Origin of the sequence: Pseudomonas sp. R9.37, from assembly GCF_963878885.1 — a bacterium.
In the GTDB taxonomy this organism is placed as follows: Bacteria; Pseudomonadota; Gammaproteobacteria; order Pseudomonadales; family Pseudomonadaceae; genus Aquipseudomonas.
Genome location: NZ_CAWNZA010000002.1, coordinates 213,253 through 228,374, shown reverse-complemented (window position 1 = coordinate 228,374; position 15,122 = coordinate 213,253). Strand labels below are relative to the sequence as shown.

The 15,122-nt window shown below is 61.3% G+C and carries 13 protein-coding genes and 1 other RNA gene; all 14 read left to right on the top strand.

Annotated elements, in window-relative coordinates:
* Positions 1-51: 51 nt before the first annotated feature.
* The 14 genes from rsmI to AACU78_RS02010 all read left to right on the top strand — a co-directional run bounded on the left by rsmI (position 52) and on the right by AACU78_RS02010 (position 15,120).
* Positions 52-957, top strand: a complete 906-nt coding sequence (gene rsmI / locus AACU78_RS02075) for a 16S rRNA (cytidine(1402)-2'-O)-methyltransferase (protein ID WP_164487909.1) — start codon at positions 52-54, stop codon at positions 955-957.
* Positions 958-1,053: 96 nt separating this feature from the next.
* Positions 1,054-1,407, top strand: an RNA gene (gene rnpB, locus AACU78_RS02070) — RNase P RNA component class A.
* 355 nt (positions 1,408-1,762) lie between these two features.
* A complete protein-coding gene (gene mraZ / locus AACU78_RS02065; RefSeq protein ID WP_003171868.1) occupies positions 1,763-2,218 on the top strand; it encodes a division/cell wall cluster transcriptional repressor MraZ in 456 nt (151 codons plus the stop codon).
* Entirely contained in the window at positions 2,215-3,162 is a 948-nt protein-coding gene (rsmH, locus tag AACU78_RS02060; protein ID WP_012722289.1) for a 16S rRNA (cytosine(1402)-N(4))-methyltransferase RsmH, read from the top strand. The genes mraZ and rsmH overlap by 4 nt, the downstream gene beginning before the upstream one ends.
* Entirely contained in the window at positions 3,159-3,452 is a 294-nt protein-coding gene (gene ftsL / locus AACU78_RS02055) for a cell division protein FtsL (RefSeq protein ID WP_016974244.1), read from the top strand. The genes rsmH and ftsL overlap by 4 nt, the downstream gene beginning before the upstream one ends.
* Positions 3,452-5,194 (top strand): peptidoglycan D,D-transpeptidase FtsI family protein, encoded by a 1,743-nt coding sequence (locus AACU78_RS02050; protein WP_164487968.1) that lies wholly within the window; start codon positions 3,452-3,454, stop codon positions 5,192-5,194. The genes ftsL and AACU78_RS02050 overlap by 1 nt, the downstream gene beginning before the upstream one ends.
* Positions 5,194-6,657 carry a UDP-N-acetylmuramoyl-L-alanyl-D-glutamate--2,6-diaminopimelate ligase gene (locus AACU78_RS02045; RefSeq protein WP_106579568.1) on the top strand — a complete coding sequence of 488 codons (1,464 nt, stop codon included), beginning with the start codon at positions 5,194-5,196 and terminating at the stop codon, positions 6,655-6,657. The genes AACU78_RS02050 and AACU78_RS02045 overlap by 1 nt, the downstream gene beginning before the upstream one ends.
* Positions 6,650-8,020, top strand: coding sequence for a UDP-N-acetylmuramoyl-tripeptide--D-alanyl-D-alanine ligase (locus AACU78_RS02040; RefSeq protein WP_106579567.1), 1,371 nt, complete (start codon positions 6,650-6,652; stop codon positions 8,018-8,020). The genes AACU78_RS02045 and AACU78_RS02040 overlap by 8 nt, the downstream gene beginning before the upstream one ends.
* On the top strand, positions 8,020-9,102 hold the full coding sequence (gene mraY, locus AACU78_RS02035) for a phospho-N-acetylmuramoyl-pentapeptide-transferase (protein ID WP_003171875.1): 1,083 nt from the start codon (positions 8,020-8,022) through the stop codon (positions 9,100-9,102). The genes AACU78_RS02040 and mraY overlap by 1 nt, the downstream gene beginning before the upstream one ends.
* Before the next feature lie 6 nt (positions 9,103-9,108).
* Positions 9,109-10,455 (top strand): UDP-N-acetylmuramoyl-L-alanine--D-glutamate ligase, encoded by a 1,347-nt coding sequence (gene murD, locus AACU78_RS02030; RefSeq protein WP_106579566.1) that lies wholly within the window; start codon positions 9,109-9,111, stop codon positions 10,453-10,455.
* Positions 10,452-11,669 carry a putative lipid II flippase FtsW gene (gene ftsW / locus AACU78_RS02025; RefSeq protein ID WP_106579565.1) on the top strand — a complete coding sequence of 406 codons (1,218 nt, stop codon included), beginning with the start codon at positions 10,452-10,454 and terminating at the stop codon, positions 11,667-11,669. Before murD ends, ftsW begins: the two co-directional genes overlap by 4 nt.
* Positions 11,659-12,729, top strand: a complete 1,071-nt coding sequence (gene murG / locus AACU78_RS02020; RefSeq protein ID WP_106579564.1) for an undecaprenyldiphospho-muramoylpentapeptide beta-N-acetylglucosaminyltransferase — start codon at positions 11,659-11,661, stop codon at positions 12,727-12,729. Before ftsW ends, murG begins: the two co-directional genes overlap by 11 nt.
* Positions 12,722-14,167, top strand: coding sequence for a UDP-N-acetylmuramate--L-alanine ligase (murC, locus tag AACU78_RS02015; RefSeq protein ID WP_106579563.1), 1,446 nt, complete (start codon positions 12,722-12,724; stop codon positions 14,165-14,167). Before murG ends, murC begins: the two co-directional genes overlap by 8 nt.
* Entirely contained in the window at positions 14,164-15,120 is a 957-nt protein-coding gene (locus AACU78_RS02010) for a D-alanine--D-alanine ligase (RefSeq protein ID WP_106579562.1), read from the top strand. The genes murC and AACU78_RS02010 overlap by 4 nt, the downstream gene beginning before the upstream one ends.
* Positions 15,121-15,122: the final 2 nt, after the last annotated feature.

The following is a 15,122-nucleotide window of genomic DNA, read 5'->3' as shown; positions in this document are numbered from 1 at the left end:
CCATCGAAGGCCGACCTTGAGGGCATATTATCGAGGCGCCTACGCGCTACAATGCGACTTTTCCCAACCATCGAGGTGTGCGTTTTGACTGCTCCAGGTCCTTTGAATTCCACTGCAGGCTCGCTTTTTGTCGTGGCGACGCCCATTGGCAACCTGGACGACATCAGTGCCCGGGCGCTGAAAGTGTTGCGCGACGTAAAATTGATCGCGGCGGAAGACACACGGCATTCCCAGCGGTTGATGCAGCATTTTGGTATCAGCACGCCCTTGGCCGCCTGCCACGAACATAACGAACGCGAAGAAGGCAGCCGTTTTATCACGCGCCTGCTGGCCGGCGACGATGTGGCGCTGATCTCCGATGCCGGTACGCCGCTGATTTCCGATCCCGGCTACCACTTGGTCCGCCAGGCGCGAGCCGCTGGTATCAATGTAGTGCCTGTTCCGGGAGCGTGCGCGCTGATTGCTGCATTATCGGCTGCCGGGTTGCCGTCGGATCGTTTTATCTTTGAGGGCTTCCTGCCGGCCAAGACCGTTGGGCGCCGCGCGCGGCTTCAGGCACTCAAGGAAGAACCGCGTACGTTGATCTTCTATGAAGCCCCGCACCGCATCCTTGAATGCCTGCAAGACATGGAACTGGTGTTTGGCGGCGAGCGCCTTGCGCTGCTGGCGCGTGAGCTGACCAAGACGTTCGAAACCCTCAAGGGCCTGCCGTTGGAAGCGTTGCGTGCCTTCGTCGAAGGCGACAGCAATCAACAGCGTGGCGAGTGTGTGGTGCTGGTGGCCGGTTGGGCGGCGCCGGAGGATGAGGATGCTGTGGGCAGCGAGGCCATGCGCATTCTCGATCTGCTGCTCAAGGAAATGCCCCTCAAGCGCGCTGCAGCGCTGGCCGCTGAAATTACCGGCGTGCGCAAGAATGTGCTGTATCAGGTCGCGCTGGATAAACAGAAAGCCGAATAGTTCCGGGGGCGAACCGGCATTCCGTCCGAACGTGATGGCATTGCTGCGCTTTTAATACTTGTCCTCAGCCCGCCGTGCCGTTAACCTGCGCGGCGGAGAGTCGATTGGACAGTCGCTGCCTTCTATGAAAATTAGGGGGGGGAGGAAAGTCCGGGCTCCATAGGGCGAAGTGCCAGGTAATGCCTGGGAGGCGTGAGCCTACGGAAAGTGCCACAGAAAATAACCGCCTAAGCACTTCGGTGCCGGTAAGGGTGAAAAGGTGCGGTAAGAGCGCACCGCACGACTGGCAACAGTTCGTGGCTAGGTAAACCCCACTTGGAGCAAGACCAAATAGGGTCCCAAGGCGTGGCCCGCGCTGGGACCGGGTAGGTTGCTAAAGATGTCCAGTGATGGCCATCGTAGACGAATGACTGTTCAAGACAGAACCCGGCTTACAGATCGACTCTCCACCTTTTTTCCTTCTGTCCGAATCTCGTGCAGAAACCCGGTAGTAACGCAAGAATCCCTCCCTGCCAAATCATTGGCAGATGCATCTTCGTAATACCAAAAAAATCTTACTCTTAATAAATTACTTTAACTTTAAGCCATAGCTCCATGAGCTATTTGCGGTTGTTGAGTCAAAAACATCGCCGAACTCGCGTTTCTCCTCCTTTTACACTCCTAAATCTCCGTTCTGTAAGGCTTTTCCTTGAATCCGCGCCTTGACGGTGTGGTGGGCGCATTCCTATAGTGTGCGCAAGTGGCGGAAAGTGGCACAAAGTGGGTTTTTTGAACGTAAAGCGCTAAAATTTGGAGAAACGCATCTGTGTTTCGCGGAGCTAACGCTATCAGTCTCGATGCAAAAGGCCGTCTCGCCATGCCGAGCCGGTATCGTGACGAGCTCATTTCGCGAAGTTCAGGCCAGTTAATCATCACGATTGATGCCGTTGACCCTTGTTTGTGTGTTTACCCGCTCGATGAGTGGGAGTTGATCGAAACCAAGTTGCGCGCTCTGCCTTCATTGCGTGAAGAAAACCGCCGCCTGCAGCGTTTGCTGATTGGTAATGCCGTCGACCTCGAACTCGATGGCAGTGGGCGTTTTCTGGTGCCGCCGCGTTTGCGCGAGTACGCCAAGCTGGATAAGCGCGCAATGCTGGTGGGCCAACTGAACAAGTTCCAATTGTGGGACGAAGATGCCTGGGATGCTGTTTCTGCAGCGGACCTGGCTGCTATTCAACAACCGGGCGCGATGCCTGATGAACTGCGTGATTTGATCCTGTGACTATTGATAGCGGCTTTAACCACATCACCGTACTGCTTGACGAAGCCGTTGAGGCTCTCGCCGTACGCGCGGATGGCTGCTATCTGGATGGCACTTTCGGCCGGGGCGGGCACAGTCGGTTGATACTCAGCCAGCTCGGGTCCGACGGTAAGCTCCTCGGGTTCGACAAAGACCCTCAAGCGATTGCCACCGGGCAAGCGCTAGCGGCCGAAGACGGCCGCTTTGTCGTTGTGCAGCGCAGCTTTGCCGAGCTGGGTGCCGAAGTCGCCGAGCGCGGCATGGCAGGCAAGGTGGCCGGGGTTTTGCTCGATCTGGGCGTGTCTTCGCCGCAGCTCGATGACCCGGAGCGCGGCTTCAGTTTCATGAACGACGGCCCGCTCGACATGCGCATGGACCCCACCCGTGGTGTCAGTGCCGCGCAGTTCATCGCCACCGCGCCGGTGGAAGAAATTGCCCGCGTGTTCAAGGAATACGGTGAAGAACGCTTCGCCGGGCGCATGGCCCGCGCTGTGGTCGAACGCCGTGAAATCCAGCCGTTCGAACGTACCGCTGACCTGGCCGAAGTGCTCAAAGTCGCCAACCCTGCCTGGGAAAAGGGCAAGAACCCGGCGACCCGTGCGTTCCAGGGCCTGCGCATTCATGTCAACAACGAATTGGGCGATCTGGAAGCCGGTCTCGAAGCCGCGCTGGAAGCCTTGGAAGTGGGCGGTCGCCTGGTGGTGATCAGCTTCCACTCCCTGGAAGACCGCATCGTCAAATTGTTCATGCGTCGTCTGGTCAAGGGCGAGTCCGATAACCTGCCGCGCAACCTGCCGGTGCGTTTCGAAGCCTTTGTGCCGAAAATCAAAATCCATGGCAAAGCGCAGTTCGCTTCCGAAGCCGAACTCAAGGCCAACCCTCGTTCCCGTAGCGCCGTCATGCGCGTTGCGGAGAAGTTGCGGTGAGCAAGCTTTTCGCCAAGCCCCTTCCGGGCGGCAGCTTCTTTATGTTGCTGCTGTTTATCGGCGTGCTGGTGTCCGCGATTGCGGTGTCCTACAGCGCCCACTACAACCGCCAATTGCTCAATACCCTTTACGGGGAATTGAGCGTGCGTGATAAAGCGCAGGCGGAGTGGGGCCGGTTGATCCTCGAACAAAGCACCTGGACTGCACATAGCCGCATCGAAGTGCTGGCGACCGAGCAGTTGAAAATGCACATTCCGGGCGCGGCCGAAGTTCGGATGGTGGCGCCATGATGAAACTTGAAGGCGCACTCTACCCTTGGCGCTTCCGCCTGATGCTGGGTCTGCTGGCATTGATGGTGGGCGCGATTGCCTGGCGGATCATCGACCTGCAAGTGGTTGACCGTGACTTCCTGATCGGCCAGGGCGATGCCCGGAGCCTGCGGCATATCCCGATTCCTGCGCACCGCGGTCTGATCACCGACCGTAATGGCGAGCCTCTGGCCGTCAGTACCCCGGTAACCACCTTGTGGGCCAACGCCAAGGAATTGCAGGTCGCCAAGGACAAGTGGCCCGAACTGGCCGCCGCCCTGGGTCAGGACCCAAAAGCCTTGTCCGAGCGCCTGGAAGCCCAGGCCAATAAAGAATTCATCTACCTGGTTCGCGGGCTGACCCCTGAACAGGGCCAGCAGGTGCTCGACCTTAAAGTCCCCGGTGTCTATGGCATCGAGGAGTTTCGTCGTTTCTACCCGGCCGGTGAAACCACCGCGCACATGGTTGGCTTCACCGACATCGATGACCACGGCCGTGAAGGCGTGGAACTGGCCTACGACGAATGGCTGGCTGGGGTTCCCGGCAAACGGCAGGTCATCAAGGATCGACGCGGCAGACTGATCAAGGATGTCCAGGTCACCAAAAACGCCAAGGCCGGTAAGCCCTTGGCGTTGTCGATTGACCTGCGCCTGCAATACCTGGCCAACCGCGAGCTGCGCAACGCGATCATCGAGAACGGCGCCAAGGCCGGCAGCCTGGTGATCATGGACGTGAAGACCGGCGAGATCCTCGCCATGGTCAACCAGCCGACCTACAACCCGAACAACCGTCGCAACCTGCAACCGGCGATGATGCGTAACCGCGCAATGATCGACGTGTTCGAGCCGGGTTCGACCATGAAAGCCATCTCCATGAGTGCGGCCCTGGAAACCGGGCGCTGGAAGCCGAGCGACAAAGTCGAGGTTTACCCAGGCACCTTGCAGCTGGGCAAATACACCATTCGTGACGTGTCCCGCACTGAAGGTCCGGTGCTGGATTTGACAGGTATTCTGATCAACTCCAGTAACGTCGGCATGAGTAAAGTCGCCTTCGATATCGGCGGCGAAACCATCTATCACCTGGCGCAGAAAATCGGCCTGGGCCAACCCACCGGTCTGGACTTCCCAGGCGAGCGCGTGGGCAACCTGCCGAACTATCGCGACTGGAAAAAGGCCGAGACGGCCACGCTTTCCTATGGCTACGGCCTGTCGGTGACCGCGATCCAGCTGGCTCACGCTTTCTCTGTATTGGCCAACAATGGCCGCATGGTTCCACTGAGCCTGATCCACGTCGACGAAGCCCCGAAAGCCACCCAGGTGATCCCGGAAAACGTCGCCAAGACCATGCAAGGCATGTTGCAACAGGTGATCGAAGCGCCGCGCGGCGTGTTCCGTGCCCAGGTGCCGGCGTATCACGTGGCAGGCAAGTCCGGTACCGCACGTAAAACGTCGGTCGGTACCAAAGGCTACGCCGAGAACTCGTACCGCTCGCTGTTCGCCGGCTTCGGCCCGATGAGCGATCCGCGTTACGCCATCGTTGTTGTGATCGATGAGCCAAGCAAGGCCGGCTACTTCGGTGGCCTGGTATCGGCGCCGGTGTTCAGCAAAGTGATGTCCGGCACCCTGCGCCTGATGAACATTACGCCGGACAACCTGCCGCCGACTCAACAAGCGAACGCCGGACCACCGGCCGCTGCTGCCAAAGCCAATGGAGGGCGCGGCTGATGTCTCTTAGCTTGAACAAGATTTTTGCCCACGCCGGACGCGATCTGCTGATTCGCGAGTTGAGCCTGGACAGCCGTAACGTACGCGCCGGTGACCTGTTCCTGGCCGTGCCTGGCGGCAAGTTCGATGGCCGTGCGCACATCGCCGATGCCCTGCAACGTGGCGCGGCAGCCGTGGCGTACGAAGTGGAAGGCGCCACCGTGCTGCCGATCACCGACGTACCGTTGATTCCGGTCAAAGGCCTGGCTGCGCAGCTCTCGGACATCGCCGGGCGCTTTTATGGCGACCCAAGCCGTCAACTGAACCTGATCGGCGTGACCGGCACCAACGGCAAGACCAGCGTGACCCAATTGGTCGCCCAGGCGCTTGACCTGCTGGGGCAGCACTGCGGCATTGTCGGCACGCTCGGTACCGGTTTTTATGGCGCGCTGCAAAGCGGCCTGCACACCACGCCAAACCCGATTGCCGTGCAAGCGACCCTGGCCGACCTGAAAAAGGCCGGTGCCAAGGCGGTTGCCATGGAAGTCTCTTCACACGGTCTGGACCAGGGCCGTGTTACCGCTCTGGCTTTCGATGTGGCGGTGATGACCAACCTGTCCCGCGATCACCTCGACTACCACGGCACCATGGAGGCGTACGCCGCTGCCAAGGCCAAGCTGTTCGCCTGGAATGACCTGAAATGCCGAGTGGTGAATCTTGATGACGCTTTTGGCCGCCAGTTGGCAGCCGAGGACAGCGAATCGCGCTTGATCACCTACAGCCTTGAAGACTCCAGCGCGTACCTGTATTGCCGCGAAGCCCAATTCAATGACGAAGGCGTGCTCGCTACGCTGGTCACGCCGCAGGGCGAGCACCACTTGCGCAGCACCTTGCTCGGCCGTTTCAACCTGAGCAACGTGCTGGCTGCCATCGGTGCGTTGCTTGGCCTGGATTACGCACTGGATGAAATCCTGCGCGTGTTGCCCAAGCTCGAAGGCCCGGCCGGCCGCATGCAGCGTTTGGGCGGTGGTTCGCAGCCGCTGGTAGTGGTCGATTACGCCCACACCCCGGACGCTTTGGAAAAAGTCCTCGAAGCCCTGCGCCCACACGCCAAGGGCAAGTTGCTGTGCCTGTTCGGCTGCGGCGGCGATCGTGACCGCGGCAAACGGCCGTTGATGGCCGAGATCGTCGAGCGTCTCGCCGATGGCGTGCTCGTCACCGACGACAACCCGCGCAGCGAAGACCCAAGCCAGATTTTCGACGATATCCGTGTCGGCTTTAAAGACGCGTCCAAGGCTACTTTCGTGGCCGGTCGCGGCGCCGCCATTGCCCAGTTGATCGCCAGCGCCAGTGCTGACGACGTGGTGGTGCTGGCCGGCAAAGGCCACGAGGACTATCAGGAAATCAACGGCGAGCGCCGTGCCTTCTCCGATCTGGTCGAGGCCGATCATGCCTTGACCGCCTGGGAGGTCGCCCATGCTTAAAGCGATGACGTTCAGCGAACTGACCCAGGCCCTGTCGGCCCGCTTAGTGTCGAGCGATTGCAGCTTCGACGGCGTCAGTATCGACAGCCGTAACATCAAGCCTGGGCAATTGTTTGTCGCCTTGGCCGGCCCGCGTTTTGATGGTCACGACTACCTGAACGACGTCGCCGCCAAAGGTGCCGTGGGTGCGTTGGTGCAGCGTGAAGTGACCGATTCCACCCTGCCGCAATTGCGGGTTGCAGATACCCGTTTGGCCTTGGGCCAGTTGGGTGCATTGAACCGCGCCGCCTTCGATAAACCGGTTGCAGCCATCACCGGCTCCAGCGGCAAAACCACGGTCAAGGAACTGCTCGCCGGTGTCCTGCGTACGCGCGGGCCGGTGCTCGCCACCCGTGGCAACTTGAACAATGATTTCGGCGCGCCGCTGACCCTGCTCGAGCTGGCCCCGGAACACACGGCGGCAGTGATCGAGCTGGGCGCGTCGCGCATCGGCGAAATCGCCTACACCGTGGCGCTGACCAAGCCTCACGTGGCGATCATCAACAATGCCGGCACCGCCCACGTTGGCGAGTTCGGTGGCCCAGAGAAAATCGTCGAAGCCAAGGGCGAAATCCTTGAAGGCCTCGATGCATCCGGCACCGCAGTATTGAACCTCGACGACAAGGCCTTCGACACCTGGCGTGTACGTGCCGCCGGTCGCAAGGTGCTGACGTTTGCCGTGGCCAATGCCGCCGCTGATTTTTACGCCTCCCACATCACCGTTGACGCCCGAGGCTGCCCGTCCTTCACCTTGCACACCCCGCAAGGCGACGAGCACGTGCAATTGAATCTGCTCGGCAACCACAACGTTGCCAACGCCTTGGCCGCCGCCGCCGCCGCGTATGCCCTGGGTGTGTCGCTGTTCGGTATCGCTACCGGCCTGGGCGCAGTGCAGCCGGTCAAGGGCCGCACCGTTGCGCAACTGGCAACCAACGGCATGCGCGTGATCGACGACACCTACAACGCCAACCCGTCCTCCATTAATGCCGCTGTTGACCTGCTGAAGGGCTTTGCCGGGCGCAAGGTTCTGGTGCTGGGTGATATCGGCGAATTGGGCGACTGGGCAGAGCAAGGCCACCGCGAAGTCGGCGCCTACGCCAGCGGGAAAGTCGACGCGCTCTATGCCGTCGGCCCGAACATGGCACACGCCGTCGACGCCTTCGGCCTCGGCGCGCGGCATTTCGCAACCCAGGCCGAGCTGATCCAGGCGCTGGGCGTGGCTGAACAAGACAAACACACAACCATTTTGATCAAGGGATCGCGCAGCGCGGTGATGGAAAACGTCGTCGCGGCCTTGTGTGGCTCAAGTACGGAGAAACATTAATGCTGCTGCTGCTGGCTGAGTATCTGCAACAGTTCCACAAAGGCTTCGCGGTCTTTCAGTACCTGACCCTGCGCGGGATTCTGGGTGTGCTGACCGCGCTGTCTCTGTCGCTGTTCCTGGGGCCGTGGATGATCCGCACCCTGCAGAACCTGCAAATTGGTCAATCGGTTCGCAATGACGGCCCGCAGTCGCACCTGTCCAAATCCGGCACCCCGACCATGGGCGGCGCGCTGATCCTCTCGTCCATCGGCATCAGCACCTTGCTCTGGGCCGACCTGCATAACCGCTACGTGTGGGTGGTGCTGTTGGTGACCTTGTTGTTCGGCGCCATCGGCTGGGTCGATGACTACCGCAAAGTGATCGAGAAAAACTCCAAGGGGCTGCCAAGCCGCTGGAAGTATTTCTGGCAGTCGGTATTCGGCCTTGCCGCCGCGATCTTCCTTTACACCACCGCGCCAAGCGCAGTTGAAACCACCTTGATCATTCCGATGCTCAAGGACGCCAGCATTCCACTGGGCATCGGCTTCGTGGTGCTGACCTACTTCGTGATCGTCGGCTCCAGCAACGCGGTCAACCTGACCGACGGCCTCGACGGCCTGGCGATCATGCCGACGGTGATGGTCGGCGGTGCGCTCGGCATCTTCTGCTACCTGTCGGGTAACGTGAAATTCGCTGAATACCTGCTGATCCCGTACGTACCGGGCGCGGGTGAACTGATTGTGTTCTGCGGCGCGCTGATCGGCGCCGGCCTGGGTTTCTTATGGTTCAACACCTACCCGGCACAAGTCTTCATGGGCGACGTCGGTGCGCTGGCGCTGGGCGCAGCCTTGGGCACCATCGCGGTGATCGTTCGCCAGGAAATCGTGTTGTTCATCATGGGCGGTGTGTTCGTGATGGAAACCCTGTCGGTGGTCATCCAGGTGGCTTCCTTCAAATTGACCGGGCGCCGCGTGTTCCGCATGGCGCCGATTCACCACCACTTTGAACTCAAGGGCTGGCCCGAGCCACGCGTGATTGTCCGTTTCTGGATCATCACCGTGATTCTGGTACTGGTCGGCCTTGCCACCCTGAAACTGAGGTAGAAACGAGTGTCCCTGATCGCTTCAGACCACTTCCGCATCGTTGTCGGCCTCGGCAAGAGCGGCATGTCCCTGGTTCGCTTCCTGGCGAACCGGGGCACGTCGTTTGCCGTCGCCGATACGCGGGAAAATCCACCGGAGCTGGTCACGCTGCGCCGTGACTACCCGCACGTGGAAGTGCGTTGTGGCGAGTTGGATGTCGAGTTTCTGTGCCGCGCCGATGAGCTCTACGTGAGCCCCGGCCTGGCCCTGGCGACACCGGCTTTGCAAGCCGCTGCCGCACGTGGCGTGAAGCTCTCCGGCGATATCGACCTGTTCGCGCGCAACGCGAAAGCGCCGATTGTGGCCATCAGTGGTTCCAACGCGAAAAGCACCGTGACCACCCTGGTCGGCGAGATGGCGGTTGCGGCCGGCAAGCGCGTGGCCGTGGGCGGTAACCTCGGCACCCCGGCGTTGGACCTGCTCAGCGACGACGTCGAGCTGTACGTGATGGAACTGTCGAGCTTCCAGCTCGAAACCACTCACGACCTGGGCGCCGAAGTCGCCACCGTGTTGAATGTGAGTGAAGACCACATGGACCGCTACAGCGGCCTGCCGGCCTATCACCTGGCCAAGCACCGGATCTTCCGCGGTGCTCGGCAAGTGGTGGTCAACCGCCAGGACGCCCTGAGCCGTCCGTTGATGGGCGAGGGCCTGCCGTGCTGGACCTTCGGCCTCGGCAAACCCGACTTCAAAGCGTTCGGCATCCGCGAAGAGAACGGCGAGAAATACCTGGCCTTCGAATTCCAGAACCTGATGCCGGTGCGCGAGCTGAAAATTCGTGGCGCGCATAACCAGTCCAATGCCCTGGCGGCGCTGGCACTCGGTCACGCTGTTGGCCTGCCGTTCGACGCCATGCTCGCAAGCCTGCGCACATTCGCCGGGCTTGAGCACCGTTGCCAGTGGGTGCGCGACCTCAACGGCGTCAGCTATTACAACGATTCCAAGGCCACCAACGTCGGTGCTGCCCTGGCTGCCATCGAAGGCCTTGGCGCCGATATCGAAGGCAAGCTGGTGCTGATCGCCGGTGGCGATGGCAAAGGCGCCGACTTCAAGGACCTTAAAGGCCCGGTGGCTGCCCATTGTCGCGCCGCGGTGCTGATGGGCCGTGATGCTGACTTGATCGCCGCTGCCCTCGGTGACGCCGTGCCGCAAGTGCGCGCGACGTCCCTGGACGACGCCATCGCTCAGTGCAAAGCCATGGCCCAGCCGGGTGATGCCGTGCTGCTGTCGCCAGCGTGCGCCAGTTTCGACATGTTCAAGAACTACGAAGAGCGCGGCCAGCTGTTCGCTCGCGCCGTGGAGGCCTTGGCATGAATTTTAGAAATATCATCAAACCGTACCCGTCGCCGATCATTACCGGCCGTGGCGTCGACCTTGATTTCCCGATGCTCGCCGGTTGCCTGGCGCTGCTGGGTCTGGGGCTGGTGATGATCACCTCGGCGTCCTCCGAAGTGGCCGCCGTGCAGTCGGGCAACACCCTGTACATGATGATCCGCCACTTGGTGTATCTGGTGATCGGCCTTGGCGCGTGCATCGTCACCATGATGATCCCGATCGCCACCTGGCAGCGCCTGGGCTGGATGATGCTGATCGGTGCGTTCGGCCTGTTGATCATGGTGATCCTGCCCGGCATCGGCCGCGAGGTGAACGGTTCGATGCGCTGGATCGGCTTCGGTGCGTTCAACGTGCAGCCGTCGGAAATCGCCAAGGTGTTCGTGGTGATCTACCTGGCCGGTTACCTGGTACGCCGTCAGAAGGAAGTGCGCGAAAGCTGGATGGGCTTCTTCAAGCCATTCATCGTGCTGCTGCCAATGGCCGGCCTGTTGCTGATGGAGCCCGACTTCGGTGCCACCGTCGTGATGATGGGCGCGGCCGCCGCGATGCTGTTCCTCGGTGGCGTCGGCCTGTTCCGCTTCACCTTGATGGTGGTGCTGGCCGTGGCCGCCGTGACGGTGCTGGTGCAGGCGCAGCCCTACCGGATGGCCCGTCTGATTACCTTTACCGACCCGTGGTCCGATCAGTTCGGTTCCGGCTACCAGCTGACCCAGGCGCTGATCGCCTTTGGTCGCGGCGAGTGGTTGGGCGTGGGCCTGGGCAACAGCGTGCAGAAGCAGTTCTACCTGCCCGAAGCGCACACCGACTTCGTGTTCTCGGTACTCGCCGAAGAGCTCGGCGTGGTGGGTTCGCTGTGCACCGTCGCGCTGTTCGTGTTCGTGTGTGTACGCGGTATGTACATCGGCTTGTGGGCCGAGAAGGCCAAACAGTATTTCGCCGCCTATGTGGCGTACGGCTTGTCGTTCCTGTGGATCGGCCAGTTCCTGATCAACATCGGCGTGAACGTCGGCTTGTTGCCGACCAAGGGCCTGACCTTGCCGTTCCTCAGTTACGGCGGCAGTTCGTTGGTGATTTGCTGCGCGTGCCTGGGGTTATTGCTGCGCATCGAGTGGGAGAGTCGGACCCACCTGGGCAGCGAAGAGATGGAATTCAGCGAAAGCGATTTTGCCGAGGAGCCGAACCATGGGCGCTAACGTGCTGATCATGGCGGGCGGCACCGGGGGCCACGTGTTCCCGGCCCTGGCGTGCGCGCGTGAATTCCAGAACCGCGGCTACACCGTGCATTGGCTCGGCACGCCGCGCGGCATCGAAAATGAATTGGTGCCCAATGCCGGCTTGCCGCTGCATTTGATCAACGTCACAGGCTTGCGTGGCAAGGGCAAGTTGTCCCTGCTCAAGGCGCCGTTCGTGTTGCTCAAGGCGGTGTGGCAGGCGCGCAAAGTCATGCGTGCAGTGAAGCCGGTATGCGTGCTGGGGTTTGGCGGTTATGTGACTGGCCCTGGCGGTGTTGCCGCCAAGCTGGCTGGCGTGCCGGTGATCGTGCACGAGCAGAACGCCGTCGCCGGTACCGCGAACCGCCTGCTGGTGCCGTTGGCCTCGCGTGTGTGTGAAGCGTTCCCGAACACCTTCGCGATCTCGGACAAGTTGCGCACCACCGGCAACCCGGTGCGCACCGAACTGTTCATGGCCATTGCCCGTGAGGCCCTGGCCGGGCGCAAGGCGCATCTGCTGATCCTCGGCGGAAGCCTGGGTGCCGAGCCACTGAACAAATTGCTGCCCGAAGCGCTGGCTCAACTCCCCGTGGGGTTGCGCCCGGAGATCTTCCATCAGGCCGGCAAGAATCACGATGAAATCACCGCTGCCCGCTATCGCGAGGCCGGTGTCGAGGCGAATGTGCAGCCCTTCATCAAAGACATGGCCCACGCCTATGGCTGGGCCGACCTGGTGGTCTGTCGCGCTGGTGCGCTGACCGTCAGTGAACTGGCCGCCGCCGGTCTGCCGTCCTTGCTGGTGCCTTTGCCCCACGCGATTGACGATCACCAGACCCGCAACGCCGAATATTTGGCCGGGGAGGGCGCTGCCTTCCTGCTGCCGCAAAGAACGACTGGCGCCGCCGATTTGGCCGCACGCCTGACCGAGGTTTTGATGCAACCGGAACGACTCAACAGCATGGCGAGCACCGCAAGCCGCCTGGCCAAACCTGACGCAACCCGCACCGTGGTCGACATCTGCCTGGAGGTGGCCCATGGTTGAGAATCAGAAAGCCATGCCACAACCCGAGATGCGCCGCATCCGTCGCATCCACTTTGTCGGCATCGGCGGCGTGGGCATGTGCGGGATTGCCGAAGTGCTGCTGAACCTGGGCTACCAGGTGTCCGGCTCTGACTTGAAAGAGTCGCCGGTCACGGATCGCCTGAAGTCTTTCGGTGCGCAGATCTTTATCGGCCACCGCGCTGAAAACGCCGCCGAGGCTGATGTGCTGGTGGTTTCCAGTGCCGTGAACACCTCCAACCCGGAAGTGGCCACCGCCCTTGAGCGCCGTATTCCGGTAGTGCCGCGCGCCGAGATGCTCGCCGAGCTGATGCGCTATCGCCACGGCATTGCCGTTGCCGGTACGCACGGCAAAACCACCACCACCAGCCTGATCGCTTCGGTGTTCGCGGCCGGTGGCCTGGACCCGACGTTCGTGATCGGTGGCCGTCTGAATGCAGCGGGCACCAATGCCCAGCTCGGCACCAGCCGCTACCTGATCGCCGAAGCCGATGAAAGCGACGCGAGCTTCCTGCACCTGCAGCCGCTGGTCGCGGTGGTTACCAACATCGACGAAGACCACATGGCAACCTACGACGGTGACTTCAACAAGTTGAAGAAAACCTTCGTCGAGTTCCTGCACAACCTGCCGTTCTACGGTCTGGCTGTTGTATGCCTGGACGATCCGGTGGTGCGTGAAATCCTGCCGCAGGTCAAGCGTCCGACCGTGACCTACGGCTTCAGCGAAGACGCTGACGTGCGCGCGATCAATGTGCGCCAGGAAGGCATGCAAACCTTCTTCACCGTGCTGCGCCCTGACCGCGAGCCGCTTGATGTGTCGGTGAACATGCCGGGCAACCACAACGTGCTCAACTCCCTGGCGACCATCTGCATCGCCTCCGACGAGGGCGTCAGCGATGAAGCCATCGTTGAAGGCTTGTCGCGTTTTGCCGGTGTTGGCCGTCGCTTCCAGGTCTACGGCCAACTGCCGGTAGACGGCGGCGACGTGATGCTGGTCGACGACTACGGTCACCACCCGACCGAAGTGGCCGCCGTGATCAAAGCCGTGCGCGGTGGCTGGCCGGAGCGCCGCCTGGTGATGGTTTACCAGCCGCACCGCTATAGCCGTACCCGCGATCTGTACGACGATTTTGTCAATGTATTGGCCGATGCCAACGTGCTGCTGCTGATGGAAGTCTATCCGGCCGGTGAAGAGCCGATCCCGGGCGCCGACAGCCGCAAGCTGTGCAACAGCATCCGCCAGCGTGGCCAGTTGGACCCGATCTACATCGAGCGCGGTGTGGACCTGGCGCCGATCGTCAAGCCACTGCTGCGCGCCGGCGACATCCTGCTGTGCCAGGGTGCCGGCGACATCGGTGGCCTTGCGCCTAAATTGCTTGCGAGCCCATTGTTCGCCGTGGCGCAGGGGAAGTCGAAATGACCACGAACTACGACGCCCTGTTTTCCACGATCACGCCTGCCGACTTCGGCCGCGTAGCCGTGCTGTTCGGCGGCAAGAGCGCTGAACGTGAGGTCTCGCTCAAGTCCGGCAATGCCGTGCTTGAGGCACTGCAAAGCGCCGGCGTGAATGCGTTCGGTATCGACGTGGGCGATGACTTCCTTGCCCGCCTGCAGGCCGAAAAGATCGACCGTGCCTTTATCATCCTGCACGGCCGTGGCGGTGAAGACGGCAGCATGCAAGGCTTGCTTGAGTGCGCCGGCATCCCTTACACCGGCAGCGGCATTCTTGCCTCGGCACTGGCGATGGACAAGTTGCGCACCAAGCAGGTGTGGCACAGCCTGGGTATTCCAACCCCACGCCACAGCGTGCTGTGCAGCGAAGACGATTGTATTTCTGCAGCCAAGGAACTGGGCCTGCCTTTGATCGTCAAACCAGCTCATGAAGGCTCCAGTATCGGCATGGCCAAAGTGAACTCGGCCGCCGAATTGATCGACGCATGGAAAGCGGCAAGTACCTACGATTCGCAAGTGTTGGTGGAACAGTGGATTTCCGGTCCCGAGTACACCATCGCCACCCTGCGTGGCCAGGTATTGCCGCCTATCGCATTGGGCACGCCCCACACCTTTTACGATTACGACGCCAAGTACCTGGCTTCCGATACTCAGTACCGGATCCCGTGTGGCCTTGACGCAACCAAGGAACAAGAATTGATGGACCTCACGGCGAAAGCCTGTGAGGCGCTGGATATCGCCGGTTGGGCGCGGGCAGACGTGATGCAGGATGACCAAGGGAATTTCTGGTTCCTTGAAGTCAACACTGCGCCGGGAATGACCGATCACAGCCTGGTACCTATGGCAGCCCGTGCAGCCGGTCTGGATTTCCAGCAGTTGGTGCTGGCGATCCTCGCTGACAGCATTGAGCCAAGAGGCTAAAC